The organism is Microbispora catharanthi (assembly GCF_006334915.2).
GTDB classification, from domain to species: domain Bacteria; phylum Actinomycetota; class Actinomycetes; order Streptosporangiales; family Streptosporangiaceae; genus Microbispora; species Microbispora catharanthi.
Genome location: NZ_VDMA02000020.1, coordinates 134,854 through 158,683, shown reverse-complemented (window position 1 = coordinate 158,683; position 23,830 = coordinate 134,854). Strand labels below are relative to the sequence as shown.

Sequence of the window (23,830 nt, the reverse complement as noted above, 5' to 3'; positions counted from 1 at the left end):
CCGCGGCGGGCTCAGGAGCCGAGGTAGCGCAGGACGGCCAGGACGCGGCGGCTGTACCCGGTCGTGTGCGACAGCGCGAGCTTGTCGAACAGGGCGTTGACGTGCTTTTCCACCGCGCTCTGCGACACGTGCAGGGATTGGGCGATCGAGGCGTTGGTCAGGCCCTGGGCCATGAGCTCCAGCACCTGACGCTCGCGGGCGGTGAGCTGGGCCAGCGGGTCGGCGTGGCTGGTGCGCGCGAGCAACTGACGCACCACCTCCGGGTCGAACGCCGTCCCGCCCGCGCCCACCCGCTCCAGCGCGTCCAGGAAGTCGCCGACCTGGGCCACGCGGTCCTTGAGCAGATAGCCGACCCCGTCGATGCTGCCGCTCATCAGCTCGGTGGCGTACTTCTTCTCGACGTACTGCGACAGCACCAGCACCTTGACCTCCGGCCGGCGCCGCCGGATCTCCAGGGCGGCGCGCAGGCCCTCGTCGGTGTGGGTGGGCGGCATCCGCACGTCGACCACCACCGCGTCGGGGCTGTCGCCGTCCACCGCCTCCAGGAGCGCGTCGGCGTCGCCCACTGCGGCCAGGACGTCGTGGCCTTCCTCCTTGAGCAGCCGCACGAGGCCCTCACGCAACAGGGCAGAGTCCTCGGCCAGCATCACGCGCACGGTGGCTCCGCCTCGATCACAGTCGGCCCGCCGCCGGTCGCATCGGCTCCGCCCATGCCGTCGTCCTCCACTCGCACGATGCCCATGCTGCCCTCCTGCGGTACCTCAATGGTGACCAGGGTGGCCCCGATGGCCAGGCCGACGGGCCGCGTCCCCCTAACCGCGCACCGCATGCCGCCCCTTGCGCCGCTCACTCAGCCGTACGCCCACGAAGACCAGAACGGCCAGCAGCACCGCCGCGATGACCGCATTGGTGCCCACGTTGACGTACTTCTCCACCAGCGACCAGTTCTCGCCGAGCGTCCAGCCGGCCAGCACGAAGAGGGTGTTCCAGAGCAGGCTCCCAGCCGTGGTCAGGAGCGTGAAGACGCCCAGCGGCATGCGTTCCACGCCGGCGGGAACGGAGATCAGGCTGCGAAAGATCGGGATCATCCGGCCGAAGAACACCGTCTTGCGCCCGTGCTTGAGGAACCACGCCTCGGTCTTGGCGACGTCGGAGACCTTCAGCAGCGGGATCCGGGCGGCCAGGGCCAGCGTGCGCTCGCGGCCGAGCAGCGCGCCCACCCAGTACAGCGCCAGCGCCCCGATCACCGAACCGGCGGTGGTCCACAGCAGCACGGCGAACAGGTCCATCTCTCCCCGGGAGGCGGTGAAACCGGCCAGCGGCAGGATCACCTCGCTGGGGAGGGGCGGGAAGAGGTTCTCCAGCGCGATCGCAATCCCGGCTCCCGGCGCGCCGAGCAGCTCCATCAGGTGAATCAGCCAATCCGTCATGCGCCTGAGACTAGGAATGATCAGTGTGGAGCCACCATGAGGCGGATGGCCGTTCGAGGGTGCGGGAAACCACACCCGCCACGGCCCTGAGGAAGCACCTTCACCACCAGCCGCCACGCGGCCGTGGACCGTGACGTGGACCTTCGCCGACGGCCAGACCGTCACCGACGCCTGGAACGCGACCATCGGCAGCAGCGGATCCAGCGTGACCGCCCGCGACGTGAGCTACAACGGCAGCCTCGGCGCCGGGGCATCCACGGGGGCCGTCGTGCCATCCGTCGCGTGGCCGTCTCAGATGACGTCCGAATCTCAAATCGGTTCATCCCCTGCGACCTGCCGAAAGCAACCGAGTCGCCGCACGGCCGCGGATTCACCCGCATGGATGCGGCGCATATGGGGAAGGTCTCCACAATCCATCGGAAGTGACACGGTTTGGCAACAAATTTGCCGGTCGCTTCAGTCGGGTATCGGGGCAAAGCGCTCCGGTACGACCGCCGCCCCATTCGGCGGAGACCATCGAATCGAACGATACGGAGGAACGGTGAAGCCGACCAACCCCCACCGCCTGGAGAAAGGACTGTTGTCCGGACCGGGCGGGCCGCGCCGGCGCATCTCCCAACCCATGATCCTCGCGACCGCGTTCGTGCTGACGGCGTCCGTCGGCGCCGGAGCGACGGCGGCCTCCGCCGCCACCCCCGTCACCCCGCCGGCCGAGACGTCGGATCCTGTCGTGACGGCCACCGTGACGATCACGCCGACGGCCACCCCGGCCGAGACCGCCACCGACTCCCCCACGGCGACCCCTACCACCGAGGTGCCCCTGGTGGGCCCGTTCCTCGGTGCGCTGCACGGCGAGGTGGTCGTGCCGGCCAAGGACGGATGCGGCACCGTCACGGTGTTCACCCAGACCGGGCAGGCCGTCGCCGTGGCCGACGACTCGATCACGGTACGCAGCCAGGACGGCTTCGAGCGGTCGTACGCGATCGGCGACTCCACGCGGGTGCTCACCGCCCGCCGGGGCGGCGACATCCGGCAGGACGCCTGGATCTCGGTGATCGCGGCCGTCCAGCCCGGCACGCCGGCCCCCACCCCGCCGAGCCCGACTCCGGTTCCGTCTCCGCCGACGGCTCCCGAAACCACACCGACGGCTCCCGAAACCACACCCACAGCTCCCGAGGCCACGCCGACGCTCTCGGAAAGCACGCCGGCCCCTTCCGAGGGCACGCCTGCACCTGCGGAAGGCACCCCCGTTCCTCTTCCGAGTGAGACCGCCACGGCTCCCGCAGCTCCCCCTGGACAGACGGGCTCCATTCCCCCGCAGACCGAGGAGACGACGCCCGCCGCCCCTCAGGGGGAGACGGCGGCGGCCGCCTACGTCTTCGACCTCTCGCGGCCGAGCAGGCGTCTGTGGTACTTCGCCAAGAGCTCTCCGCACTCGCTGAAGTGGCACTCGGGGAAGCCCGCCTGGCGCACCCCTGAGCCCTGTCCGACGCCGACGGCCATCCCCACGGAACCGCCGGCCGCGACACCGGACCCGGCCACGTCCCCCACGGAATCCGCGACTCCCACCGAGACCGCGCCACCCACCCCCGAGCCCACGCTCACGAACACGCCGACCCCGACTCCCACGTCCTGATCGACCCTGAGGCCGGCCCTCGCCTCCCGGCGAGGGCCGGCCTGTCACTGTTCCAGACGGACGGTGACGCTCACGCGACCCGCTTCGTCACGTCCGGCGACGGCATGACCGGTGCGGTCGATCCCGTCTATCTGCAGCGATATCGGGCCGCCCTCGCCCAGGAAGTTGCGCCACCACGTCTTGGCGTCGGGGAGCTGGACGCCGATCGTGACGGTGTCACCCGCGCGCCGGAAGGCGACGGGCGTGCTGAAGGTGCGTCCCGAGCGGCGTCCCGTGTAGGTGACGACCGTGAGGCGTCTGCTGATCAGCCGCCCCCACCGGGGAGACGAGCGCAACGCCAGCACGCAGGAGTTGAAACGGCCGATCGCTCGCCTCGGAAGCGGCCTCCGATATCGCACAGAACCTCCATCGCGACGATGTCTCTCGCCGCCAACGTAACCTGCTAAGTGGAGAGCCTTGTCCACTTAACCCGAAGTGAGAAACATGAGCGCTGAGGCGTCTCGGATGCCGGCCGTCCCGGAGGGGGCCCTGGGACTGCGCGCCGACGCCAGGCAGAATCGTGACCGCATCGTCGAGGTCGCCCGCCGGTTGTTCGCCGACCGCGGGCTCGACGTGCCGATGGCAACGATCGCCCGGCATGCCGGCGTCGGGGTAGCGACGCTCTACCGCCGCTTCCCCACCAAGGAAGCACTGGTCACCGAGGTGTTCGCCGATCAGTTCGAGGCATGCGTGTCGGTAGTCGACGACGCGCTGGCCGATCCGGACCCATGGCGCGGGTTCTGTACGGCCATCGAAAAGATCTGCGGCATGCACGCCGCCGACCGTGGCTTCAGCACGGCCTTCGTCGCGGCGTTCCCCGAGGCGATCGAGATCGAGCGGGAGCGCGACCGCGCCATACAGGCCTTCGCCGAACTGACGCGACGCGCCAAGGCGGCCGGGCGGCTGCGCGCCGACTTCTCGCCGGACGACCTCGCCCTGCTGCTCATGGCCAACTGCGGCGTCATCACCGGCTCCGCCGAAGAGGCTGAGGCCGCGTCCCGGCGACTCGTCGCCTACCTGCTCAGCGCACTCCGCGCCGAACAGGCCGACCCCCTCCCGCCGCCCGCCCGGCTCAGCCTGCATGACGTCCTGAACTCACCCGCCTCCGCCACTCGTCCCGTACGGCGGGCCGACAGCGGGCCGACGGCGCATCAAGAAACCACGGCGCGTCAAGGAACCGGCGACCGCTGACCGCGACCGGGGAGCTTGTTGCGAACTATTTGCAATAGCAAGATGATTGCGTTCCTGTCGCCCGATGTTGCGGCGAGCCGATCCGGCTCGCCGCGACGTCCGGCCGGTCGGCCTGCCTGGAGGAACGCATGGATGAGCACGGGGGCCGGGCCCCGCTGCGTCAGATACTCGCGCTCGCCGTGCCCGCGCTCGGAGTCCTGGCCGCCGAGCCGCTCTACCTGCTCGTCAACACGGCCGTGGTCGGCCATCTCGGCGCGGTGCCGCTCGCGGGGCTGTCGGTCGGCGGGATCGTGCTGGCGCAGATCTCCTCGCAGATGACGTTCCTGTCCTTCGGCACGACCGCCCGCGCGGCCCGGCTGCACGGCGCCGGCCGCCGGGCCGACGCCGTGGCCGAGGGGGTGCAGGCGACCTGGCTCGCCGCACTCGCAGGGCTGGTGATCACCGTGGCGGGACAGCTGCTCGCCGCGCCGGTCGCCGGCCTGCTCACCGGTGACGGCCGGGTCGCCGACGCCGCGGTGAGCTGGCTCAGGATCGCCCTGCTCGGCGCTCCGCTGATCCTGGTCACCATGGCCGGGAACGGCTGGATGCGGGGCGTGCAGGACATGCGGCGCCCACTGCGCTACGTGCTCACGGGCAACGTGATCTCCACCGTGCTGTGCCCGGCGCTGGTGTACGGGCTCGGCTGGGGGATCGACGGCTCGGCGGTCGCCAACGTGGCCGGGCAGTCGATCTCCGCGAGCCTGTTCGTGCGGGCGCTGCGGGCCGAGGGCGTGCCGCTCGCTCCGGTTCCGGCCGCGATGCGCGCCCAACTCGGCCTGGCGCGCGACCTGGTGCTGCTCGGCCTGGCCTTCCAGGCGTGCTGGGTGTCGGCGACCGCGGTCGCCGCCCACACCTCCGCCGCGGCGGCCGGCGCCCACCAGGTGGTGTTCCAGCTCTGGATGTTCCTGGCCTTCGTCCTCGACGCGCTGGCCATCGCCGCCCAGGCGCTGGTCGGGGCCGCGCTCGGCGCGAACGACGCGGAACGGGCCCGCCGCCTGGCCTGGCAGGTGACCGGCTGCGGGCTGGTCTTCGGGACCCTGCTCGGCGTGGTGTTCGCGGCGCTGGCCGGTTCCCTCCCCCACGTGCTCACCGCCGACGCGACGGTGCTGGCCGAGATGCCCCGCGCCTGGTGGTTCTTCGTCGCGCTGCAGCCGATCGGCGGTGTCGTGTTCACGTTGGACGGAGTGCTGCTCGGCGCCGGGGACGCCGCATACCTGCGTACGGCGACGGCGAGTGGGGCGGTGCTGGGGTTCCTGCCGGTGGTGTGGGCCTCGCTGCGATTCGACTGGGGGCTGGTGGGGATCTGGTCGGGATTGTCGGCCTTCCTGCTGATTCGAATGATCACCGTGCTGGCCAGGCTGCGGTCCGGCCGCTGGGCGGTGCTCGGCGCCGTACGGTGATCCGGGCGCGAACAGCCCGGTCTCCCGATCGGCGTGCCAGGGTCGTCAGCCGAGCGAGGACAGGTCGGCGAAGTAGGCCCTCAGGAGCCTGCGCCCCTGCTCGATCATCGCGGGGTCACCCTGCGGCGAGGCCGTGAAGGCGAGCTGGAGTGCGGCCGCCGTGGCCTGGATGGCCAGCCGCATCACGCGGTAGGGATCGGGCAGCGGCGGCAGCCCGGCCTCGTTCAGGGCGAAGTGGTAGAGCCGCTCGGCCAGCACGTCTCCGCCCTCCTTCGCCTCACCGGGGGGCAGGAACGTCGGCCCGCCGGGCCGGGTGTCGGCGAAATCGACCACCGTGTAACCGGGGACGGTCCTGCGCATCTCGACCGTCTCGGTCAGGACGAGCTCCGCCGCGCGCGGCCAGGTGAGCGCGCCCTCCGCGGCCACCCTGCGGCGCAGCCGCACCAGCAGCAGCTCCAGGTTGCGCAGTGCCAGCTCGCGCAGCATGCCGGGCTTGCCGTCGAAGAACTGGTAGATGGTGCCACTCGGCACTTCGGCCCGCCTGGCGACGTCGACGATGGTCAGCGCGTCGAGGCCCACCTCGTCGAGGAGGCGGGCACAGGCGTCGAGGATGCGCTCGACCCTGTCGATGCTGCGCTTCTGGACCGGCCGCCGCCGGACGCCGGGGTTGTCCACCGATCAGTCTTAACATAACGCCCTGTCATGTTCTAACGTGGCACCCTCTCATGTTTTGAACCCCAAGGACTCACATGGACGAGGTGCGCGTCACGCCCGTCGAACGGGTGACCACCGGCTGGATGACCCTGCTGGCGCTCGCCCAGATGGGCGTCATCATGGCGATGACCGTCGGCAACCAGATCCTGCTGCCCTCCCATGTGGCGCACATCGACCCCGTGCACAAGGAGGCGTCGCTGGCGACCGTGTTCGCCGTCGGCGCGGTCTGCACGATCATCGCCAACCCGCTGTTCGGCGCCCTGTCCGACCGGACCCGTTCCCGGTTCGGCCGGCGCCGCCCCTGGATCGTGGGGGGAGCGCTGGTCTGCGCCGCGTCCCTGGTGTTCCTCGCCTGGCAGGAGTCGCTGGCCGGGCTGGTCGCCGGCTGGGCGGTGGCCCAGTTGGCGTTCACCGCCGCCCTGGCCGCGGCCATCGCCACCGTGCCCGATCAGGTGCCCGTCCGTCAGCGGGGCAAGGTTTCCGCACTGGCGGGCGTGGGCCAGCTGACCGGGCCGCTGCTGGGCGGGGTCGTGGCGACCGTCCTGCTGACCGGCGCGAAGGCCGGGTTTCTCTCGATGGCGGCCCTGATCCTGCTGCTCGTGCTGCCGTTCGGCCTGTTCACCCGTGCACCCGCGGAAATGCCTTCCGCCGCCACCGCGGCGGTCACCGCCGGGACCACGGCCGGAACCACGGCCGGAACCGCCGTGCCCGCCGTGCCCGCCGAGGCCACGGCGGGGGCGCCGCCGTTCGACGTGCGGTCCTTCCTGCGCGGCCTGTGGGTGAGCCCGCGAAGGCACCCCGACTTCGCCTGGTCCTGGTTGAGCCGGCTTCTGATCACCCTCACGCTCGCGATGGCGATCGGCTATCTGCAGTACTACCTGCGGGACGCCGTCCACTACGAGCGGCTCTTCCCCGGTTCGACCGTCGAGCAGGGTGTCGTGGTCCTCGTGGCGGTGTTCACGCTGAGCAGCGTCGCGCCGACCCTGCTCGCGGGCTGGCTGTCCGACCGGTACGGCAGCCGCAGGCCCGCGGTCTTCGTCGGCGGCCTCACGATGGCCGCGTCGGGACTGGTGCTGACGCTCCTGACGAGCTGGACCGCCGCGATCGCGGCGTCCGTCCTGCTCGGCGCGGGCTACGGCATGTTCGCCGCCGTCGACCAGGCGATGGTCACCCAGCTGCTGCCCGCCGACGCCGACCGGGCCAAGGACCTCGGCATCGTGAGCCTGGCCAACTCCGCGTCCAACACGCTCGGCCCGGTGATCGCCGCACCCCTGGTGACCTCGGCCGGCGGTTACCCGCTCATGTACGGCGTGGCGGCGGGCTTCGCCACGCTCGGGGCCTGTCTGATCTGGAGGATCCGCGGTGTCCGCTGAAGACAAGTCCGTTGAAGACAAGTCGGCTCGGCGTCCGTACGACCAGGACGCCTGGTGGCGCGACGCGGTGGTCTACCAGGTGTATCCGCGCAGCTTCGCCGACGCGAACGGCGACGGCGAAGGGGACCTGCCCGGCGTGCTGTCCCGCCTCGGCCACCTGGCCGACCTGGGTGTGGACGCGATCTGGCTGAGCCCGTTCTACCCCTCGCCGCTGGCCGACGGCGGCTACGACGTGGCCGACTACTGCGACGTCGATCCCCGGTACGGCACGCTCGCGGACTTCGACGCGCTCGTGGCCGCGGCCGCGGCGAAGAACATCAAGGTGATCGTCGACATCGTTCCCAACCACTGCTCGGCCGAGCATCCGTGGTTCCGTGCCGCGCTGGCCGCCGGTCCCGGCAGTCCCGAGCGCGAGCGGTTCGTCTTCCGTGACGAGCCGAACAACTGGCAGTCCGTGTTCGGCGGCCCGGCCTGGACCCGGGTGCCCGACGGGCAGTGGTACCTGCACTTGTTCGACTCCGGGCAGCCCGACTGGAACTGGCGGCACCCCGACGTGGTCGCCATGTTCGAGCGGGTGCTGCGGTTCTGGCTGGACCGGGGCGTGGCCGGCTTCCGGATCGACGTGGCCAACATGCTGTTCAAACAGGACGGCCTGCCCGACGTCGTCCCGGGGAGCCAGGGCGGCCCGCTCACCCCGGGTCACACGTCCATGCCCTACGAACACCAGCCGGAGCTGCTGGACCTCTACCGGTCCTGGCGGAAGATCCTCGACTCCCATCCCGGCGACCGTGGCACCGCGCCCGTCTGCACCACGCCCGTCTGCACAGTGGCGGAGATGTGGTTCGGCCATCCCGACCAGGCCAGGCCCTATATGACGGGAGACGGGCTGGCCCAGCTGTTCGGCTTCGGGCTGATGCCCACGCCGTGGTCCGCCGAGGAGTTCCGCACGGTCATCGACGCGTCGCACCGGCTCACGCGCGAGACGGGCGGGTCGATCCCGTGGGTGCTGGGCAACCACGACGTGCCGCGCATGGTGACCAGGTTCGGCGTCGACCAGGACCTGGTCCGCGCGCCGACCCCGGAGGTGCTGCTCGGCCGGATGGACGTCGACGTCGAGCTGGGCACCAGGCGCGCACGCGCGGCGGCGCTGCTGCTGCTCGCCCTGCCCGGCGGGGCCTACATCTACCAAGGGGACGAACTGGGCCTGCCGGAACATCTCGCCATTCCGGACGAGGCCCGGCAGGATCCCATGTTCGAGCGCACGCTGCGCACGTTCATCGGCAGGGACGGCTGCCGGGCGCCCCTCCCCTGGTCGGGCACGACTCCGCCGTACGCGTTCGGAGCCGGCGACACCTGGCTGCCGCAGCCGGAGGACTGGGCGGCGCTGACCGTGGCCGCGCAGCGGGACGACCCCGGCTCGACGCTGAACCTCTACCGCGCCGCGCTCGCCATCCGGCGTGACCACCCCGCGCTCGGCGACGGCGACCTGACCTGGCTGGACGCGCCCCCCGGCGTGCTGGCCCTCGCCCGCGACCCCGGCTTCACGCTCATGGTGAACTTCGGCGCCGAGCCGGTGCCGCTCGCCTGGCACCACGACGTGCTGCTCGCCAGCGGGTCACTCGACGGCGACCTGCTGCCGCCCGATACCGGAGTGTGGCTGTCGTGACCATCGAAACCGAACCGGGGTTGTGGCTGCTCACCACCCCGTCCAGCGCGTACGCCGTCCGGCTCGGGCCGGACGGCGGGCCGCGCTGCGCGCACTGGGGGCCGCCGCTCACGCTCGACCAGGCCCGCGCGCTGCCCGCCGGACCCGAGGAACTGCCCGTCGAGGGCGGCGACCGGTTCGGTGTGGCGGGCCTGCAGGTCAGGTATGGCGACGCCGTACGCGGGGTCGAGTGGCGTCACCTCGGTCATGACATCGAAGGCGACGACGTCGACGGCGGCCACCTGACGATCAGGATGGCCGACCGGCACTACCCCCTGGAGATCGACCTGCACTACCTGGTCAGGCCGGACAGCGACGCCGTCGACCGCTGGACGACCCTGCGCAACATCGGTGACGGGCCGATCACGGTCCTGCGCTGCGACTCGGCGGCGTGGGCGGTGCCGCGGCGTGAGGACTACCGGCTGACCCACGTCACCGGTGAGTGGGGCGCGGAGTTCCAGGTCCGGCGTACGGCACTGCCCGTGGCCGAGACCGTGCTGACCAGCAGGCGCGGGCACAGCGGCCACCACGCCAACCCGTGGGTGATGCTCGACGCGGGCGACGCGACCGAGGACCGCGGCGAGGTGTGGAGCGCGGCGCTGGCCTGGAGCGGAAGCTGGCGCATCACCGTCGAACGTGACCACGACGGCCGCGCGGGCTGGAGCGGCGGGTTCGGGCACGAGGGGGTGACCTGGCGGCTCGGACCCGGCGAATCCCTGGAGACGCCCGTGTTCACCGGGGTCTATTCGGCGGAGGGGTTCGGCGGGGCCGGTCACCGGTGGCACGACCACATCCGCCGCCACGTGCTGCCCGCGCCCGGCCGGGTCAGGCCGGTGGTCTACAACTCGTGGGAGGCGACCGGGTTCGACGTCTCCCAGGCCCGGCAGATGGAGCTGGCCGAGCTCGCCGCGGGCATCGGCGTGGAGCTGTTCGTGGTGGACGACGGCTGGTTCGGCGGGCGTACGGGCGTGTTCGCGGGCCGTACGGGCGAGACGGCCGGTCTGGGCGACTGGTGGCCGAACCCCGACCGGTTCCCCGACGGCCTCACCCCGCTGATCGACCACGTGAAGCGGCTCGGCATGAGGTTCGGCCTGTGGGTGGAGCCGGAGTCGGTCAATCCCGACAGCGAGCTCTACCGCACGCGCCCGGAGTGGGTGCTGCGCCAGCCGAACCGGCGCGCGACCGAGGTGCGCGACCAACTCCTGCTCGACTTCTCCAGGGACGACGTCGCCGGATGGGCGTACGCCCGGCTGGACGAGCTGGTGACCCACAACGACATCGCGTTCCTGAAGTGGGACATGAACCGGCCGATCACCGAGGCCGGTGACGAGGTGTGGGTGGCGTACATCAGGAACGTGTACGCCGTGATCGACCGGCTGCGGGCCGCCCACCCACACCTGACGATCGAGGGCTGCGCGAGCGGCGGGGGCCGCGCCGACCTCGGGATGCTCGCCCGCACCGAGCAGATCTGGACCTCGGACAACACCGACGCCGCCCAGCGGATCGCGATCCAGCACGGCTACGGCCAGGTCTACCCGGCCTGCACGATGGGCGCCTGGGTGACCGACAGCCCCAACGCGCTCACCGGCAGGCCGACGCCGCTCGCCTTCCGCTTCCACGTCGCCATGTCCGGGGCGCTCGGCATCGGCGGCGACCTGCGCCGTTGGGACCCGGCCGACCTGGAGCAGGCGAAGCACTTCGTCGAGCGGTACAAGCGGATCCGCCCGGTCGTCCACGAGGGCCGGATGGACCGCCTCGGCGACTGGGCCGTGCAGTACACCCTCGATCCGCACGTCGTGGTGCTCTCCTGGCGGCCGACCACGCTGGTCCGCGTGACGGCCCCCGTACGGCTGAAAGGCTTGGATCCGGACGGCCGCTACCGCGACGAGGACACCGGGGAGACGCACCACGGCGCGCTGCTGATGAGCCACGGGCTGCCCCGGCCGTGGCCGTTCGACGCCACCAGCGAACTGAAGAGGCTCACCCGTGCCGGATAACCCGCTCCCGGAGTACCCCCGGCCCCAGCTCGTCCGCGACGGCTACCTCAACCTGAACGGCCGGTGGGAGTACGCGATCAGGGACTACGCCCCCGAGACGTACGACGGCGAGATCCTCGTGCCGTACTCGCCTGAGGCGCCGCTGTCCGGGGTGAACCGGCAGCTGCTTCCCGGCGAGACCCTCTGGTATCGGCGCCGGTTCATCCTGCCGGACGACTTCGCCGACGGCCGGGTGATCCTGCACTTCGGCGCGGTCGACCAGACCTGCCGGGTGTGGGTCAACGACGACGAGGTCGGCGGGCACGAGGGCGGCTACCTGCCGTTCTCCTTCGACGTCACCGACGCGCTCCACGACAGCGGCAACATCCTCGTCGTGGCCGTCCGGGACGACACCGGGAACGGCTCGCGGGGCAAGCAGCGGCTGCGGCGGGGCGGCATCTGGTACACCGCGCAGTCGGGCATCTGGCAGACGGTCTGGACCGAGTGCGTGCCCGAGGTCCACGTCGAACGGCTCACGCTGACCCCGCTGCTCGACGACTCGTGCGTGGAGGTGACGGTCCACGCGTCCGGCGGGGAGCCTGGGGAGGCCGGGGAGGCGGACGTCGAGATCTCGGCCGGAGACGAGACGGTCGCGCGGGTCACGGTGCCGGCCGGGCGGCCCGTGCGCGTCCCCCTGCCCGACGTGCGCGCCTGGAGCCCCGAAGATCCTCATCTGTACGACGTCACCGTGTCGCTCGGCGCGGACCGCGTGCGGAGCTACTTCGGCATGCGCTCCTTCTCTGTCGGGCCGGACGCCGACGGCATCCCCCGGTTGCTGCTGAACGGCCGGCCCTATTTCCACGCCGGGGTGCTCGACCAGGGCTACTGGCCGGACGGCCTCTACACGCCGCCGTCGGACGAGGCGATGATCCACGACATCGCCACCATGAAAAGGCTCGGCTTCACGATGCTGCGCAAGCACATCAAGATCGAGCCGCTGCGCTGGTATCACCACTGCGACCGGCTCGGCATCCTCGTCTGGCAGGACATGGTCAACGGCGGCGAGCCGTACCGTCCGTGGGTCATCACCACGCCGGCGTTCCTGCCCGTCGTCCGGCTGGACGACCGCCGCCACCGCCGGTTCGGCCGGGCCGGCGCGGCGGGCCGTACGGCGTTCGAGGCCGAGATGCGCGCCACGGTCGAGCACCTGCGCAACGTGGTGAGCCTGGCGGTCTGGGTGCCGTTCAACGAGGGCTGGGGCCAGTTCGACGCCGCGCGGATCGCCGCGGAGCTCACCAGGCTCGACCCGACGCGTACGGTCGACCACGCCAGCGGCTGGCATGACCAGCGCGCGGGCGACCTGCGCAGCCTGCACGTCTACTTCCGCCGGTTCCGCCCGCCGCGCCCCGACGGCCGGGTGCTCGTGTTGTCCGAATACGGCGGGTACAGCCTGCGGGTCGAGGGCCATGTCTGGGGTGACAAGGAGTTCGGCTACCGGCGGTACCGTTCGGCGGACGCACTCAGCGAGGCGTTCGCCCGGCTGCACGAGGAACAGATCATCCCGGCCGTCGCGCGCGGCCTGAGCGCGACCGTCTACACCCAGGTGTCCGACGTCGAGGACGAGATCAACGGCCTGCTCACCTACGACAGGGCGGTGCTCAAGCTCCCCGAGGACCTCGTACGCTCGATCACGGAAAGGCTCAGGTTCGCATGACCACGCACGAACGGGAGATCACCGAGCCGGTCGACCTGTGCCTGCCGGACGGGTGGCTCAACCCCGGCGCGGTGGGCTGGACCCGCCGTCCTCTGCACCGGGGCAACCTACGCGGCTGGGGCCGGCGCAAGCGCTGGGAATACTGGGGGATCGTCACCCCCCGCCACATCATCGGCCTGGTCGCGTCGTCGCTGGACTACGCCGCGGTGAACGGGGTGTACGTGCTCGACCGGGACACCCGCGTGGAGACCGCAAGGGACGTCGTGGTGCCGCTGGCCCGCGGCGCCGTCTTCCCCGACCGCAGCGGCGCCGGGACGGCGTCCGTACGGGGCGGCGGTGTGACGATCGACATCGAGCAGAGTGCTTCCGGCAGCGCGATCCGGGCCATGGCGCCCGGCGTCGAGCTCGACGTGGAGGTGCCGCTGCCGGAGGGCCACGAGTCGCTCGGCGTGGTGGTGCCGTGGGGGCCGAACCGGTTCCAGTACACGGTGAAGGACGTCGGCCGTCCGGTGCGCGGGCGGCTGCGGCTCGAATCGGCCGAGTTCACCATCGATGAAGCGGAATCGTTCGCGGTGCTCGACCACGGCCGCGGGAAGTGGCCGTACTCGATCACGTGGAACTGGGCGGCGGGCAGCGGGCCCGGCCGGGCGATCCAGCTCGGCGGCAAGTGGACCGACGGCACCGGTTCGACGGAGAACGGCCTGTTCGTCGGAGGCCGCCTGCACAAGATCGGCGACGAGCTGGAGTGGTCGTACGACCGCGCCGACTGGCTGCGCCCGTGGCGGATCAGCGGCCCGCGGGTGGAGGTGGAGTTCCACCCGTTCCACGAGAAGGCGGCCCGCACCGAGCTCGGCCTGGTGGGCAACGAGACGCATCAGTGCTTCGGCCACTTCTCCGGACGGGCCAGGGCCGACGACGGCGCCTGGGTGGACCTCGACGGCCTCACCGGCTGGGCCGAGGAGGCCCGCAACCGCTGGTGATCCTCGCGGTCCACCGGGCCGGGGACGGCCTTGGTGCCCCTCCACGCACTTCGCGTACGCGTCGTCGTGGAGGGGCGGATGAACAGATCCCGGTCGACCGCTATCGGCACCATTTCTGAGTGAAAAGCCTGGGCTCCGGCGGTTCAGTCGCCGGAGCCCTTGTCCCTGCTCTGCGGAACGAACGCTTCCGAGCGTGCGAGCGCTCGTGCTCCGAGCATCTCTCACATCAGCCGACGCCACGTTTCTCATCGACACCGTCATTCCGCAGGCGTCAGACCGGCCTTTTACCCGAAAGAGCCAAAAAATCCGGGGAACGCGTTGGAGCAGTGGCCCGCGACGCAGACGTCCCAGAGGATGTCGTCGAGGTCCGAGCGGGAGCAGCCGTTCCGGGAGCAGTCGTTCTGGAAGCAGTCGTTCTGGAAGGGTTCGTTCCGGAAGCAGGTGTTTTCGAAGGTGTTGTTGAACCCGTTGTCGACCTCGTTGGTACACGGGTTGGTACAGCCCCAGCCAGTGGGGGCGGTTGACGCGCTCGCGGCTGTGGCGCCCATGGCGAGGGCACCACCGCCGAGCGCGGTGGAAAGTGCGAGTCCGGCGATGACCTTCTTGAGCTTGGGCATTTCGTCCCCCTCTAAAGGATCAACTGCCTAATGTGTGCGCCATTCCGGAATGAAGAGGAATGTCGCCTAATGACCGTTAAGTGGTCATTGCCCCGCGACGTCATTGTTTCCCGACAGAACGGGCGACAAACAGCGATCTACGGTGTTTAATGCCTATTGTCCCATCAAGAGCATTCGTAGGGCACTTATGTCGCCTTTATCCCTCAATGTCCGATTTCGGCTCGGCCTGTGTGGGAGGGTGACAGGGATCGTCCGACCGTAGCCTGCCGTTCAGAGCGTCCCTGAGCGCGTCGGAGAAGAAGCGGAAGTCGGGAGCCACGCCGGACGTGGTCGTCGCCACGGGAAGCAGGCATGACCGGAACACCTGGCTGAACGTGGCGTAGTAGGCGGACTTGGGACGCGGCCTCGTGTGGTCCACCGCCTGGTGAACCTCGCCGGCGAACCTCGCGAGCTGCTCGCCCGTGATCTCGGTGTCCCGCTCGGCGGGGAGGGCCGCACCGTCCGCAGGCTCGGGCGCGAGATCTCCGCACGTTCGCGCGGCGCCCGATCTCTCGTACCGCTCGTACAGCGCCGCGACCACCGGCGGATAGCCGGCGCAGGCGAACAGTCTCTCCTGGACGTCCTGGGAGACCAGGTAGTAGATGAGATCCCTGGCCTCCTCCTTGTGCGGCGAGTCCTTGGCGATGGCGAGGTCGACGCCTCCCAGCACCCCGGTCCCGGGGAACGAGAGCACCTGGAATTTCAGGGATCCGTCGTCATCGCGCATCAGCGGGTCGGCGGCCAGCCGGTTGAAGGCGAACGGCCAGTTGCGCATGTAGCCCACGCGGCCCGTGCGGAAGGCCTGGAGGCTGCTCTCCTCCCGAAGCACGCTCTCGTCCCGCAGAGTGCGCTCGTCGTCCTTGCCCGTGAACAGGGCCTCGCGCCAGGCACCGAGCGCGTCCATCACCTTCTTGCCGTTGTCCCCCTCGTCGAGGACGACGTTTCCCTCGTCGTCGAAGACGACGGGGCCGTGCGGGGTCTCCTTGTCCTGAGCCTCCTGATCCTGAGCCGAGAAGAGCGCTTCGAGCAGGTTGACGGTGCCGCCCTCGTAATCGTCGAACTGCGCCGCATAGCCGTGCTCCTTGGCCAGTTCGAGGAACTTCTTCGTGTCCTGCGGCGGCGGAGCCGGTGTGTCGGTTCGCCGGTACAGGAGCGGAGCGTCGGCGGCGAACGGCACCGCGAACCGCTCTCCGTCGACCTGACCGGTCCCCAGCGACTTCTGCAGGAAGTATCGCTCCGGGGTGCCGCCCAGCTTCTTGGGGTCCAGCTCGAACGTCTCGAGATAGTGGTTCCTGGCGAACTCGGTGATGTAGGCGACGTCCAGGAGGAGCACGTCATAGGCGCATCGCTTCGACTGCGCCGCGGCGGCCAGTTCGGAACGCTGCTCGTCGGAGGACTCGGAGATCTCGACCAGCGTCGCCTTCAGCGGTTTCTTCTTCAGCTTGCGCTGCTCGTCGTTCCACGCCTTGATCACGTCGTGGCGTACGCCGCCGGCACCGATTTCCGCCCCCGTCCCTATGACCAGGTCGTCCGGGCGGCCGGGGCAGGCGTTCTGCGAGGGCGAGGACCCTGAGTGCTGGCTCACCCCGATCACGAACACCGCGCCCGCCAGGAAGCAGGCCGCGGCGAGCCTGAGGTGGAACCTCGTGAAGCGTTCGTACCAGCGGTTCCAGAACGCTCCGAGAGGCCCCGCCGCCATCACGACCACTCCCTGAACTGGAAGATCATCCGTCCGAGCGCTCCGGCGACATCCGTACCGGCCGTGTCGTCGCACACGACGTGTTTGGCGGCCGGCTCGAGTGAGCCGGGCGGCCCGTCGGACGGCGACGCGAACGCCGACGGCCGCACCGCACGAGGGGCCTCAAGACCGTCCGGGCACTTCCCCCCGAAGGTGAGGATGTAGAGGTTCGATACGTCCGCGGCTCTGCCCAGTGCGCGCCTGATGGACCGTCCGGCGTTCCCGGGGTCGGGTTCGTCGTTGAAGGGGCCTCCGTCGGTGATGACGGCGAGCGAGTTCGCCGGGCGGCTCAATCCGCTGATCACCCTGGAGATCGGCTCGTCGAAACCCGACTGCTTGTCGTCCACGATCCATTGGAGGATCTCGCCATACCCCCTCGGGCCTTCTCCGCCGCCCGCATCGCCCTCCCGCGCCATGGGCGCCTTCGCGGTCCCGCTGTCGTCGGCGAAGAACTTGCCCGCCGAGACCTGGTCGGTGTCGGTGAGGATCTGTCTGACCTCGGCCAGGGCGTCGTGCAGGTCGGAGGCGGACGCGGTGGGAGACCGTGCCATGGATCCCGATCCGTCGATCATCATCTGGAGATCCACCCGGTGACCCGGCCTGGCGGCGTCCGCGGATATCCGGGCCGGCGACGACGGCTGTGGTCCCTCCCCGGCGGGCTCGAACAGTTTGTTGTGCGCGAGCCACGTGGCGAAGGCGTCCAGCGCCTCCCGGCGGGCCGGATCATCCGACCAGTTGATCTCCACGAACGGATAGTCGAGCGTGGGCAGGTCCACGGAGGAGACCGGGGTCAGCGCCGCTCTTCCCGCGAGCGGATCGTGCGCGCACTCCTCAATGCCCATGTCCCTGCCGCGGTTGTACTCGTCGGCGCTGTGCGACGGAACCAACGCCACCAGCTTCGCCCAGTCCTCGTCCGTCCTCTGCTGGTCGCCGCCTCTCAGATGGCACAGCAAGGCGTTGGCGCTGTTGTCGAAGGTCGCGTGCAGTGCGGTGTCGCCGGACAGCGGTCCGGCCCGGCTCAGGGTCGTGGCCACGATCGCGCCCGACGTGGAGAACGCGGGCTGTGGGTAGACGAGCGACATGTCCTTGCTCCGGGCCCGCTGCACGATCTCGGCAAGCGGGTAACCCGCGCTCTCCAGCTCGCTGGTGAGGAGGTCGTTCTTCGCGGCGCCGAACACCGCGATCGACATGTGGTCCGTCCCCACCTGCTCGTTCCTCTTGTGCAGGAGGGAATTCAGGCTGCCCGTTTTCTCTGGTACGCCCCCGTTTTTCGTCTTCTCACCTCCCTTCTCCGACACGTCCTGAACGACGAGGTCGAACTCCGCGGAACCGGTGGGAATCCATGCGTCGGGGGTCAGGCCGAGCATCCGGCGATAGGGCTCGTCATTTTGCAGCGCGTCATCCCGGAGCCACTCATTACGGAAGCCGTAGCGCATTTCCTCGATCGTCGGCGCGACGCCAACCGCTATCCGAACCGGTGCGCACCCGTCTGTCCGCTGCTCCTTCGTATAAGCCTCGACCCTTTCACGCAGCGCCGTCACGTTCTCGAGAGCGGTGATGACACGCAACTCTCGCGGGGGCTCGCACGCGCCGGGCGGCGCGACCACCCTGACGACCACCAACCCCACCAGGCCGGTGAACGCCCCCAGGCACGCGGCGATGTAGCCGACCGCGAGGGGAACCAGCATCCGGCCCGCCCAGCTGCGAAGTCCCTGGGGCCACTGGATCCGGCGGAAAGGCCACAGGACCACTGCGGCGACGGCCGCCGCCCATCGGCCGGACGTCCTGACCTTGCCCCGCCACAACGGGTAGCAGCAGATGCTCACGAGCGCCCCGACGGACGCGGGAACGGTGATGAGCGGAGTGACCGGCGCCTGCTCGATGAGACTCTGCAGCCTGTTGGAGAAGGGCGTCGCCACCGCTGTCGCCACCAGCGTCGCCACAGAAGTGACCGCCGCGGTCAGCGCCGTGGTGACCAGTCCGGATCGGCTGTTGGAGTGCTGCTCCTGTTTGTTTCGGCTTTTTCCGTGTATATCCGGACTTTCTCCTGAAGATCGATCCGGGCTTTCTCCTGGTGGGGGCACGGGGGCGGACATGAGGAAGAGCCTGTTCGACGGGCTGGATGATCCGGCCGACGCCGGATCACGAAAGATCGACCCCTATTGTGCGCGGCGCTGTCAGGAAATGTAACCCCTTTCTTACAAACAGCCACCGCACCGCCGCTCAGCGTTGTCCGGATCGCGCTCTCAGCCCGCGTGCAGCATGGTGACGAGCGCGTGCGCGACGTCGAGGAACTGCTCACGCGAAGAGGTCGCCGTCTGAAGGTCGACGAACGCCTCGTGGGCCCCGGCCTCGGCGAGGGTCAGCAGATAGTCGGCGACCTGCCGTACGGTTCCCCGGTGCGGCACCTGGTCGGCGGGCGCCGGCGAGTCGGTGATCTCCGGATTGACCCGCACCACCATGCGCAGCGCGGACGGGTCCCCGCCCGCGCGGGACGCGGCCTCAAGCGCCAGACCCCACAGGGAGGTCAGATAGGCCATCGGCATGGCCGCGCTCAGCCAGCCGTCGGCCCGCCGGCCGACTCGCTCCAGCGCCGGAGGCGTGTAACCGGCGAGCAGGATCGGAGGGCGCGGCCGCTGGCAGGGCTTGAGGTCGATGTGCGACGGCGGCACCGTCCACAGCGCGCCCTTGTGCTCGACCACCTCACCGGTCCAGACGGCCTCCATCACATCGAGCGTCTCCTCCAGCCGGTCTCCCCTCCCCCGCCACGGCACCCCGGTCGCGGCGTACTCGTCACGAAGCCAGCCGAGACCGATGCCGACGTCCAGCCGTCCGTGACTGAGCAGGTCGAGCGAGGTCAGCGTACGGGCGAGCAGGACGGGCGGCTGCCACAGCGCGTTGAGCGTGCTGGTCCCCAGCCGGATCTCGCGCGTGCCGACCGCGGCCAGCGTCAGTGCGGTGAGCGGGTCGAAGAAGGTCCCGAAGGCCGGAGGGACCGTCCCGTCTCCTCCGGGGTACGGATCGCTGGGCGTCAGCGGGAGCAAGATGCGGTCGCCCGCCCACAGGCTGTCGTAGCCCATCGCTTCGAGATCCGTGCTCGCCTGCCGGATGAACTCCGGGTCGGCGAACGCGCCGTACTGAGGGACCGTGTATCCGAGCCGCATGAGTGTTTCCTTCGCACTGCGCCGACAGAAGACCGCCCTGATCGGGCGTCGGCGGAGACGCTAGGAAAGCTCGCTTGCGGAAAACTTGGACAAGCGAGACTCAGGTCCAAGAGCGTCCCAAGGCTGGGATTGCCCGTGGACCGTGGTCGAAACCGGCAGTATGAAGGTTCCTGCGCCCCTCGGCTGCGGCGCACGTCAGGACAGCGGCATGTCGAGCGGACGCCCGGCCCGGCCGCCTGTCACGGCGGCCGGCCGGGCCGGGCGAAACCCGAGCTGAAACGTCGCGCTGAAACGTCGGCTCCGGAGCGTCAACTCCGGGACGTCGACTCCGAGACATCCGCTCAGGGTGTCCGCTCAGGCGCCGATGGCCGCCTCCGCGGCTTCCGCCGGGGATTCTTCAGTGGAGTCCTCGGGCGCGGCGTCGGGGTGCGCCGCGACGAACTGCTCGATGACCTCGTCGGCCATCTTCCCGCGCGCGGGCACGTCCAGCCCCTGCTCGCGGGCCCATTCGCGCACGTCCGTCAGGGTGTATCCGCGCAGCCGCGGGGAGGTGTCCGCGGCCTTCTTGGACCGCGACGCCTGCTTCACCTCACGGGCGTTCTCCAGCACTTCCTCGATGAACGCGAGAGCCTCGCTCAGCCGCTGCTGGTTCGCGTCGGACAGGTCGATGGAGAAGGTCCGGTTCAGCAGCGGGAACTCCCGTCTCGCCACATCGTCGCCCTCGGAGTGGTCGAGGTCGTCAACCAGTATCACCTTCTGCGCCACGTGCAGCCCTTCCAGGGTGGATCTCCGTCTTTCTGGACCGTGGCATCCTACTGGTGCTTCCATCCCCGGCCCGCCTTCCCGGGTTCCTCGACCCGAGCACGAGCGCCACGGCGGCGACGCCGTACGCGATGGTCGCGAGCAGGGCGGGCGCGGACCGGGCACGAACCTGAACGGGTGGGACGGCGTGCTCTCCTCGGCGGGGTGGCCGGAGGCGGACGGCACCGGAAAACGGCCCGGCTTATGCGCCGGGGTGCAGGGGATTATGCAGGCGGCGGTGCAGCGCGCGGACCTCCTCCACCAGTGCGGGCACCGGCCCGGCCACCCGCACCCCGGGCGCGACCTCGTTGACCGGGAGCGTCCGCACCGGCGGGGGCGGCACGTCCCACTCGGCCAGCCACTGCGCGAGCTGCGCCGACGACGCCACGTAGACGATCCGCCCCAGCCCCACCCACCCGTGCGCCGCCGCGCACATCGGGCAGTGCTCGCCCGAGGTGTAGACCGTGGCCTTCGCGCGCTCCTCCGGCGTCATGTTTCCCGCGGCCCAGCGCGCCAGCTCGAACTCGGGGTGCCGCGTGTGGTCGCCGCCCGCCACCCGGTTGCGGTCCTCGGCCAGCACCTTCCCGTCACCGGAGACCAGAACCGAGCCGAACGGTTCGTCGTCCGCCTCCAGCGCTTCCGTCGCCAGCTCCACACAGCGACGCAGGTGCCGCAGTTCCTCAGATGTCGGCTCATAGCTCATGATCGGAACGGTAACTCCCCACGGCGCGGGTAGGGCGAGGGGCATGCCGGAAGGGCATCTGGTCCATCGCTACGCGGACGAGCAGCACGAGACGCTCGCCGGGCGCACGGTCAGGGCCACGAGCCCGCAGGGCAGGTTCGACGCGCGGCCGTACGACGGCAGGGTCGTCGAGGGCGTGGAGGCACTCGGCAAGCACCTGCTCTACTGGGTGGAGGACGCTCCGCCCATCCACGTGCACCTCGGCATGCAGGGCCTCTTCCTGCGGTACGACGACCCGGCGGCCGAACCACGCAAGGGCACCCGGCTGCGGCTGGCGACCGGCGAGGCGGCGTTCGACCTGATCGCGCCCGCCCGCTGCGAGCCGATGGACGAGCGGGCGCTGGCGGCGCTGCGGGCCGCGACCGGCCCCGACCCGCTGCGCCGTGACACAGACCGGGACACCGACCGGGACGCGATTCGCGCGGAGGCCGTGCGGCGCCTGCTCGCCGCCCGCACCGCGGTCGGCTCGGCCGTGCTCGACCAGAGCGTGTGGTCGGGGGTCGGCAACGCCTGGCGGGCGGAACTGCTCTTCCTCACCGGTCTCGACCCCGGCGCCCGCGACATCGGCGCCGAGGCCGCCGGGCGGCTGTGGGACACCGCGGTGCGCTACCTCGCGCTGGGCCGGGACGCCGGACAGGTGGTCAGCGACCCGGAGGCGCCGGACGAGCGGTGGGTCTACAAACGTGAGCGCTGCCGCCGCTGCGGAGCCGCCGTCCGGACCTGGACGCTGGCCTCGAGGACGGCGTACGCGTGCCCGGCCGACCAGCACCTGCACGGCCTCTGACCTGGGAAGTCATCCCTTTGTCGAGGTGTTATACCCAGGTGAACGAAGGCCGGAGACTGCTGGACATCCGCCGCATCTACGTCGAGCCCGCCGCGGCCGAGCTGCCGCGCGGCAAGGAGATCCTGGAGAGGTTCCCCGAGGCCGAGCGAATCGAGATCGAGGCCCACCATCGCATCCCCGAACTGTACGGGGACGAGGCGAACGTGGCCCGGTGGGTCAGGATCAAGACCGAGGCGCTGGTCCTCGGCGTCAAGAAGTCGCTCACCGCGCGGCCGAACGGCCGGTCGAGCGACTTCATCGCGCCCTCGACCGCCAACGGCTGCGCGATGGCCTGCGCGTACTGCTACGTGCCGCGCCGCAAGGGCTACAGCAACCCGATCACGGTGTTCGCCAACATCGACACGATCACGGGCTATCTCGGGAGGCACGCCGGGCGGCAGGGCGTCAAGCCCGAGCCCAACCAGGTGGACCCGCATGCCTGGGTCTACGACATCGGCGAGAACTCCGACTGCTCGGTGGACGCGACCGTCTCCGACAACGTGCGCGACCTCGTCGATCTCTTCCGCGACCTGCCGAACGCCAAGGCGAGCTTCGCCACCAAGCACGTCAACCGCGACCTGCTCGGCTGGGACCCGCAAGGCCGTACGCGCGTTCGCTTCAGCCTGATGCCGGCCGCCGACGCCAAGCTGCTGGACATCCGCACCTCGCCGGTCGCCGACCGGATCGCGGCCATCGACGACTTCGTCGAGGCGGGATACGAGGTGCACGTCAACTTCAGCCCGGTGGTCGTCCGCGACGGCTGGCTGGAGGACTGGGGGGAGCTGCTCGGGCAGCTCGACGACGCGCTGAGCCCGGCAGCCCGCGCCCAGCTCGCCGCCGAGGTCATCTTCCTCACGCACAACGACCGGCTGCACGAGGTCAACCTCGGCTGGCATCCCACGGCCGAGGAGGTGCTGTGGCGTCCCGACCTCCAGCAGCCGAAACGCTCGCAGACGGGCGGCTGGAACGTCCGCTACAAGACCGGCCACAAGGGCCGCTACGTCGCCGCGCTTACCGACCTGATCGCCGGGAAGATCCCGTACTGCCGGGTCCGCTACGCCTTCTGACCGCCGTCCGGCAGCGCGAGAGCGCGTACGGCGAGTTCCACCCACCGCACCCGGGCGGGCTTCGGCGTCCCGGCGCCCGGTGAGGTGGTCAGGAGCAGGGCGACGTCGTCGACCGTGACGTCGGGCCGCAGCGTACGGTCCCGGTGGGCGGCGGCGACCAGGGTCTCCAGCGAGTGGGTGGCGCGTTCCTGGATCTCGCGCAGCGATTCGCCCGCCAGGCCCGCCACCGCCTCACGGAGCAGGCGTTCCTGCCCCATGTCCACCACCACCCGGTGCAGCAGCCCGGCGATCTCGTCCAGGGCCGCACTCCGGCCGTCGCCGACCCTGCCCACGGCGGCGTCGAGGGTCTCGGCAACGGTCGCGCCCAGCTCGGTCACGATGGCGTCGACCAGGTCGTTCTTGGTGGGAAAGTGCCGGTAGAGCGTGCCCACGGCCACCCCGGCCGCCGCCGCGATCTCGTCCATCCCGGCCTCCGGCCCGTGCGTCGTGATGAGTTCGCGCGCCGCGCGGACGATGGCGGCCCGGTTGCGTACCGCGTCCGCGCGCGGCTGCGTCCGCTTGGTCACTCGCTCCATGTCCTCGTGCTCCGGTGTCCTCTTGCCTCGAACCTGAACCATTGGTTCATAATAAAACATGAACGGC

21 protein-coding genes and 1 pseudogene are annotated in these 23,830 nt (G+C 70.4%); 11 read left to right on the top strand and 11 right to left on the bottom strand.

What is annotated here, in order from left to right; translation table 11 throughout:
- Positions 1-11 precede the first annotated feature (11 nt).
- Together FH610_RS31705 and FH610_RS31700 are read right to left on the bottom strand one after the other, a co-directional pair.
- Positions 12-656: a response regulator gene (locus FH610_RS31705; RefSeq protein ID WP_139578895.1), complete on the bottom strand. Its 645-nt coding sequence runs from the start codon at positions 654-656 to the stop codon at positions 12-14.
- A gap of 156 nt (positions 657-812) precedes the next feature.
- Positions 813-1,430, bottom strand: coding sequence for a DedA family protein (locus FH610_RS31700; protein ID WP_139578894.1), 618 nt, complete (start codon positions 1,428-1,430; stop codon positions 813-815).
- Positions 1,431-1,554: 124 nt separating this feature from the next.
- Between FH610_RS31700 and FH610_RS44770 the strand changes: the two are divergent.
- Together FH610_RS44770 and FH610_RS31695 are read left to right on the top strand one after the other, a co-directional pair.
- A pseudogene (locus tag FH610_RS44770) lies at positions 1,555-1,680 on the top strand (cellulose binding domain-containing protein); the annotation flags it as partial.
- Between the two features lie 291 nt (positions 1,681-1,971).
- Positions 1,972-3,066, top strand: coding sequence for a hypothetical protein (locus FH610_RS31695; protein ID WP_167538802.1), 1,095 nt, complete (start codon positions 1,972-1,974; stop codon positions 3,064-3,066).
- 44 nt (positions 3,067-3,110) lie between these two features.
- On the opposite strand, the gene FH610_RS31690 is transcribed toward FH610_RS31695, so the two are convergent.
- A complete protein-coding gene (locus tag FH610_RS31690) occupies positions 3,111-3,464 on the bottom strand; it encodes a hypothetical protein (protein WP_139578892.1) in 354 nt (117 codons plus the stop codon).
- A gap of 106 nt (positions 3,465-3,570) precedes the next feature.
- Between FH610_RS31690 and FH610_RS31685 the strand changes: the two genes are divergently transcribed.
- Positions 3,571-4,296: a TetR/AcrR family transcriptional regulator gene (locus FH610_RS31685; protein WP_205826211.1), complete on the top strand. Its 726-nt coding sequence runs from the start codon at positions 3,571-3,573 to the stop codon at positions 4,294-4,296.
- A gap of 128 nt (positions 4,297-4,424) precedes the next feature.
- Positions 4,425-5,735: an MATE family efflux transporter gene (locus tag FH610_RS31680; RefSeq protein WP_139578890.1), complete on the top strand. Its 1,311-nt coding sequence runs from the start codon at positions 4,425-4,427 to the stop codon at positions 5,733-5,735.
- Positions 5,736-5,780: 45 nt separating this feature from the next.
- On the opposite strand, the gene FH610_RS31675 is transcribed toward FH610_RS31680, so the two are convergent.
- On the bottom strand, positions 5,781-6,410 hold the full coding sequence (locus tag FH610_RS31675) for a TetR/AcrR family transcriptional regulator (RefSeq protein ID WP_139578889.1): 630 nt from the start codon (positions 6,408-6,410) through the stop codon (positions 5,781-5,783).
- Between the two features lie 74 nt (positions 6,411-6,484).
- Between FH610_RS31675 and FH610_RS31670 the strand changes: the two genes are divergently transcribed.
- From FH610_RS31670 to FH610_RS31650, 5 genes are read left to right on the top strand one after another with little or no spacing between them, the layout of a single operon-like run.
- Positions 6,485-7,822 (top strand): MFS transporter, encoded by a 1,338-nt coding sequence (locus FH610_RS31670; RefSeq protein WP_139578888.1) that lies wholly within the window; start codon positions 6,485-6,487, stop codon positions 7,820-7,822.
- The gene (locus FH610_RS31665) at positions 7,812-9,488 is read left to right on the top strand and encodes a glycoside hydrolase family 13 protein (RefSeq protein WP_139578887.1); all 1,677 of its coding nucleotides are present in this window, start codon (positions 7,812-7,814) and stop codon (positions 9,486-9,488) included. Before FH610_RS31670 ends, FH610_RS31665 begins: the two co-directional genes overlap by 11 nt.
- Positions 9,485-11,524 carry an alpha-galactosidase gene (locus tag FH610_RS31660; RefSeq protein WP_205826210.1) on the top strand — a complete coding sequence of 680 codons (2,040 nt, stop codon included), beginning with the start codon at positions 9,485-9,487 and terminating at the stop codon, positions 11,522-11,524. Before FH610_RS31665 ends, FH610_RS31660 begins: the two co-directional genes overlap by 4 nt.
- On the top strand, positions 11,514-13,217 hold the full coding sequence (locus FH610_RS31655; protein ID WP_139578885.1) for a glycoside hydrolase family 2 protein: 1,704 nt from the start codon (positions 11,514-11,516) through the stop codon (positions 13,215-13,217). The genes FH610_RS31660 and FH610_RS31655 overlap by 11 nt, the downstream gene beginning before the upstream one ends.
- Positions 13,214-14,197: a DUF2804 domain-containing protein gene (locus FH610_RS31650; RefSeq protein ID WP_139578884.1), complete on the top strand. Its 984-nt coding sequence runs from the start codon at positions 13,214-13,216 to the stop codon at positions 14,195-14,197. Before FH610_RS31655 ends, FH610_RS31650 begins: the two co-directional genes overlap by 4 nt.
- 284 nt (positions 14,198-14,481) lie before the next feature.
- On the opposite strand, the gene FH610_RS31645 is transcribed toward FH610_RS31650, so the two are convergent.
- From FH610_RS31645 to FH610_RS31620, 6 genes are all read right to left on the bottom strand, one after another.
- Positions 14,482-14,814, bottom strand: coding sequence for a hypothetical protein (locus FH610_RS31645; protein WP_139578883.1), 333 nt, complete (start codon positions 14,812-14,814; stop codon positions 14,482-14,484).
- A 196-nt stretch (positions 14,815-15,010) separates the two neighbouring features.
- Positions 15,011-16,552 (bottom strand): extracellular solute-binding protein, encoded by a 1,542-nt coding sequence (locus FH610_RS31640; protein WP_139578882.1) that lies wholly within the window; start codon positions 16,550-16,552, stop codon positions 15,011-15,013.
- Positions 16,552-18,522 carry a hypothetical protein gene (locus FH610_RS31635; protein ID WP_139578881.1) on the bottom strand — a complete coding sequence of 657 codons (1,971 nt, stop codon included), beginning with the start codon at positions 18,520-18,522 and terminating at the stop codon, positions 16,552-16,554. Before FH610_RS31635 ends, FH610_RS31640 begins: the two co-directional genes overlap by 1 nt.
- A gap of 315 nt (positions 18,523-18,837) precedes the next feature.
- Positions 18,838-19,755: a TIGR03619 family F420-dependent LLM class oxidoreductase gene (locus FH610_RS31630; RefSeq protein ID WP_139578880.1), complete on the bottom strand. Its 918-nt coding sequence runs from the start codon at positions 19,753-19,755 to the stop codon at positions 18,838-18,840.
- A 354-nt stretch (positions 19,756-20,109) separates the two neighbouring features.
- On the bottom strand, positions 20,110-20,508 hold the full coding sequence (locus tag FH610_RS31625; protein ID WP_240809319.1) for a histone-like nucleoid-structuring protein Lsr2: 399 nt from the start codon (positions 20,506-20,508) through the stop codon (positions 20,110-20,112).
- 250 nt (positions 20,509-20,758) lie between these two features.
- Positions 20,759-21,259: a nucleoside deaminase gene (locus FH610_RS31620; RefSeq protein ID WP_139578878.1), complete on the bottom strand. Its 501-nt coding sequence runs from the start codon at positions 21,257-21,259 to the stop codon at positions 20,759-20,761.
- Between the two features lie 43 nt (positions 21,260-21,302).
- Between FH610_RS31620 and FH610_RS31615 the strand changes: the two genes are divergently transcribed.
- Entirely contained in the window at positions 21,303-22,082 is a 780-nt protein-coding gene (locus tag FH610_RS31615) for a DNA-formamidopyrimidine glycosylase family protein (protein ID WP_139578877.1), read from the top strand.
- Positions 22,083-22,120: 38 nt separating this feature from the next.
- On the top strand, positions 22,121-23,188 hold the full coding sequence (locus FH610_RS31610; RefSeq protein ID WP_139578876.1) for a spore photoproduct lyase family protein: 1,068 nt from the start codon (positions 22,121-22,123) through the stop codon (positions 23,186-23,188).
- Here the strand turns inward: FH610_RS31610 and FH610_RS31605 are convergent.
- Complete coding sequence (locus tag FH610_RS31605) at positions 23,176-23,805, bottom strand: TetR/AcrR family transcriptional regulator (protein ID WP_240809318.1); 630 nt, start codon at positions 23,803-23,805, stop codon at positions 23,176-23,178. The genes FH610_RS31610 and FH610_RS31605 overlap by 13 nt on opposite strands.
- Between the last annotated feature and the right edge of the window lie 25 nt (positions 23,806-23,830).

Bases quoted from the DNA above. Each gene is read 5' to 3' on its own strand.
- FH610_RS31700 (WP_139578894.1), bottom strand. From the start codon at position 1,430: ATGACGGATTGGCTGATTCACCTGATGGAGCTGCTCGGCGCGCCGGGA.
- FH610_RS31685 (WP_205826211.1), top strand. From the start codon at position 3,571: ATGCCGGCCGTCCCGGAGGGGGCCCTGGGACTGCGCGCCGACGCCAGG.
- FH610_RS31680 (WP_139578890.1), top strand. From the start codon at position 4,425: ATGGATGAGCACGGGGGCCGGGCCCCGCTGCGTCAGATACTCGCGCTC.
- FH610_RS31670 (WP_139578888.1), top strand. From the start codon at position 6,485: ATGGACGAGGTGCGCGTCACGCCCGTCGAACGGGTGACCACCGGCTGG.
- FH610_RS31650 (WP_139578884.1), top strand. From the start codon at position 13,214: ATGACCACGCACGAACGGGAGATCACCGAGCCGGTCGACCTGTGCCTG.
- FH610_RS31645 (WP_139578883.1), bottom strand. From the start codon at position 14,814: ATGCCCAAGCTCAAGAAGGTCATCGCCGGACTCGCACTTTCCACCGCG.
- FH610_RS31640 (WP_139578882.1), bottom strand. From the start codon at position 16,552: ATGGCGGCGGGGCCTCTCGGAGCGTTCTGGAACCGCTGGTACGAACGC.
- FH610_RS31630 (WP_139578880.1), bottom strand. From the start codon at position 19,755: ATGCGGCTCGGATACACGGTCCCTCAGTACGGCGCGTTCGCCGACCCG.
- FH610_RS31620 (WP_139578878.1), bottom strand. From the start codon at position 21,259: ATGAGCTATGAGCCGACATCTGAGGAACTGCGGCACCTGCGTCGCTGT.
- FH610_RS31615 (WP_139578877.1), top strand. From the start codon at position 21,303: ATGCCGGAAGGGCATCTGGTCCATCGCTACGCGGACGAGCAGCACGAG.
- FH610_RS31605 (WP_240809318.1), bottom strand. From the start codon at position 23,805: ATGGTTCAGGTTCGAGGCAAGAGGACACCGGAGCACGAGGACATGGAG.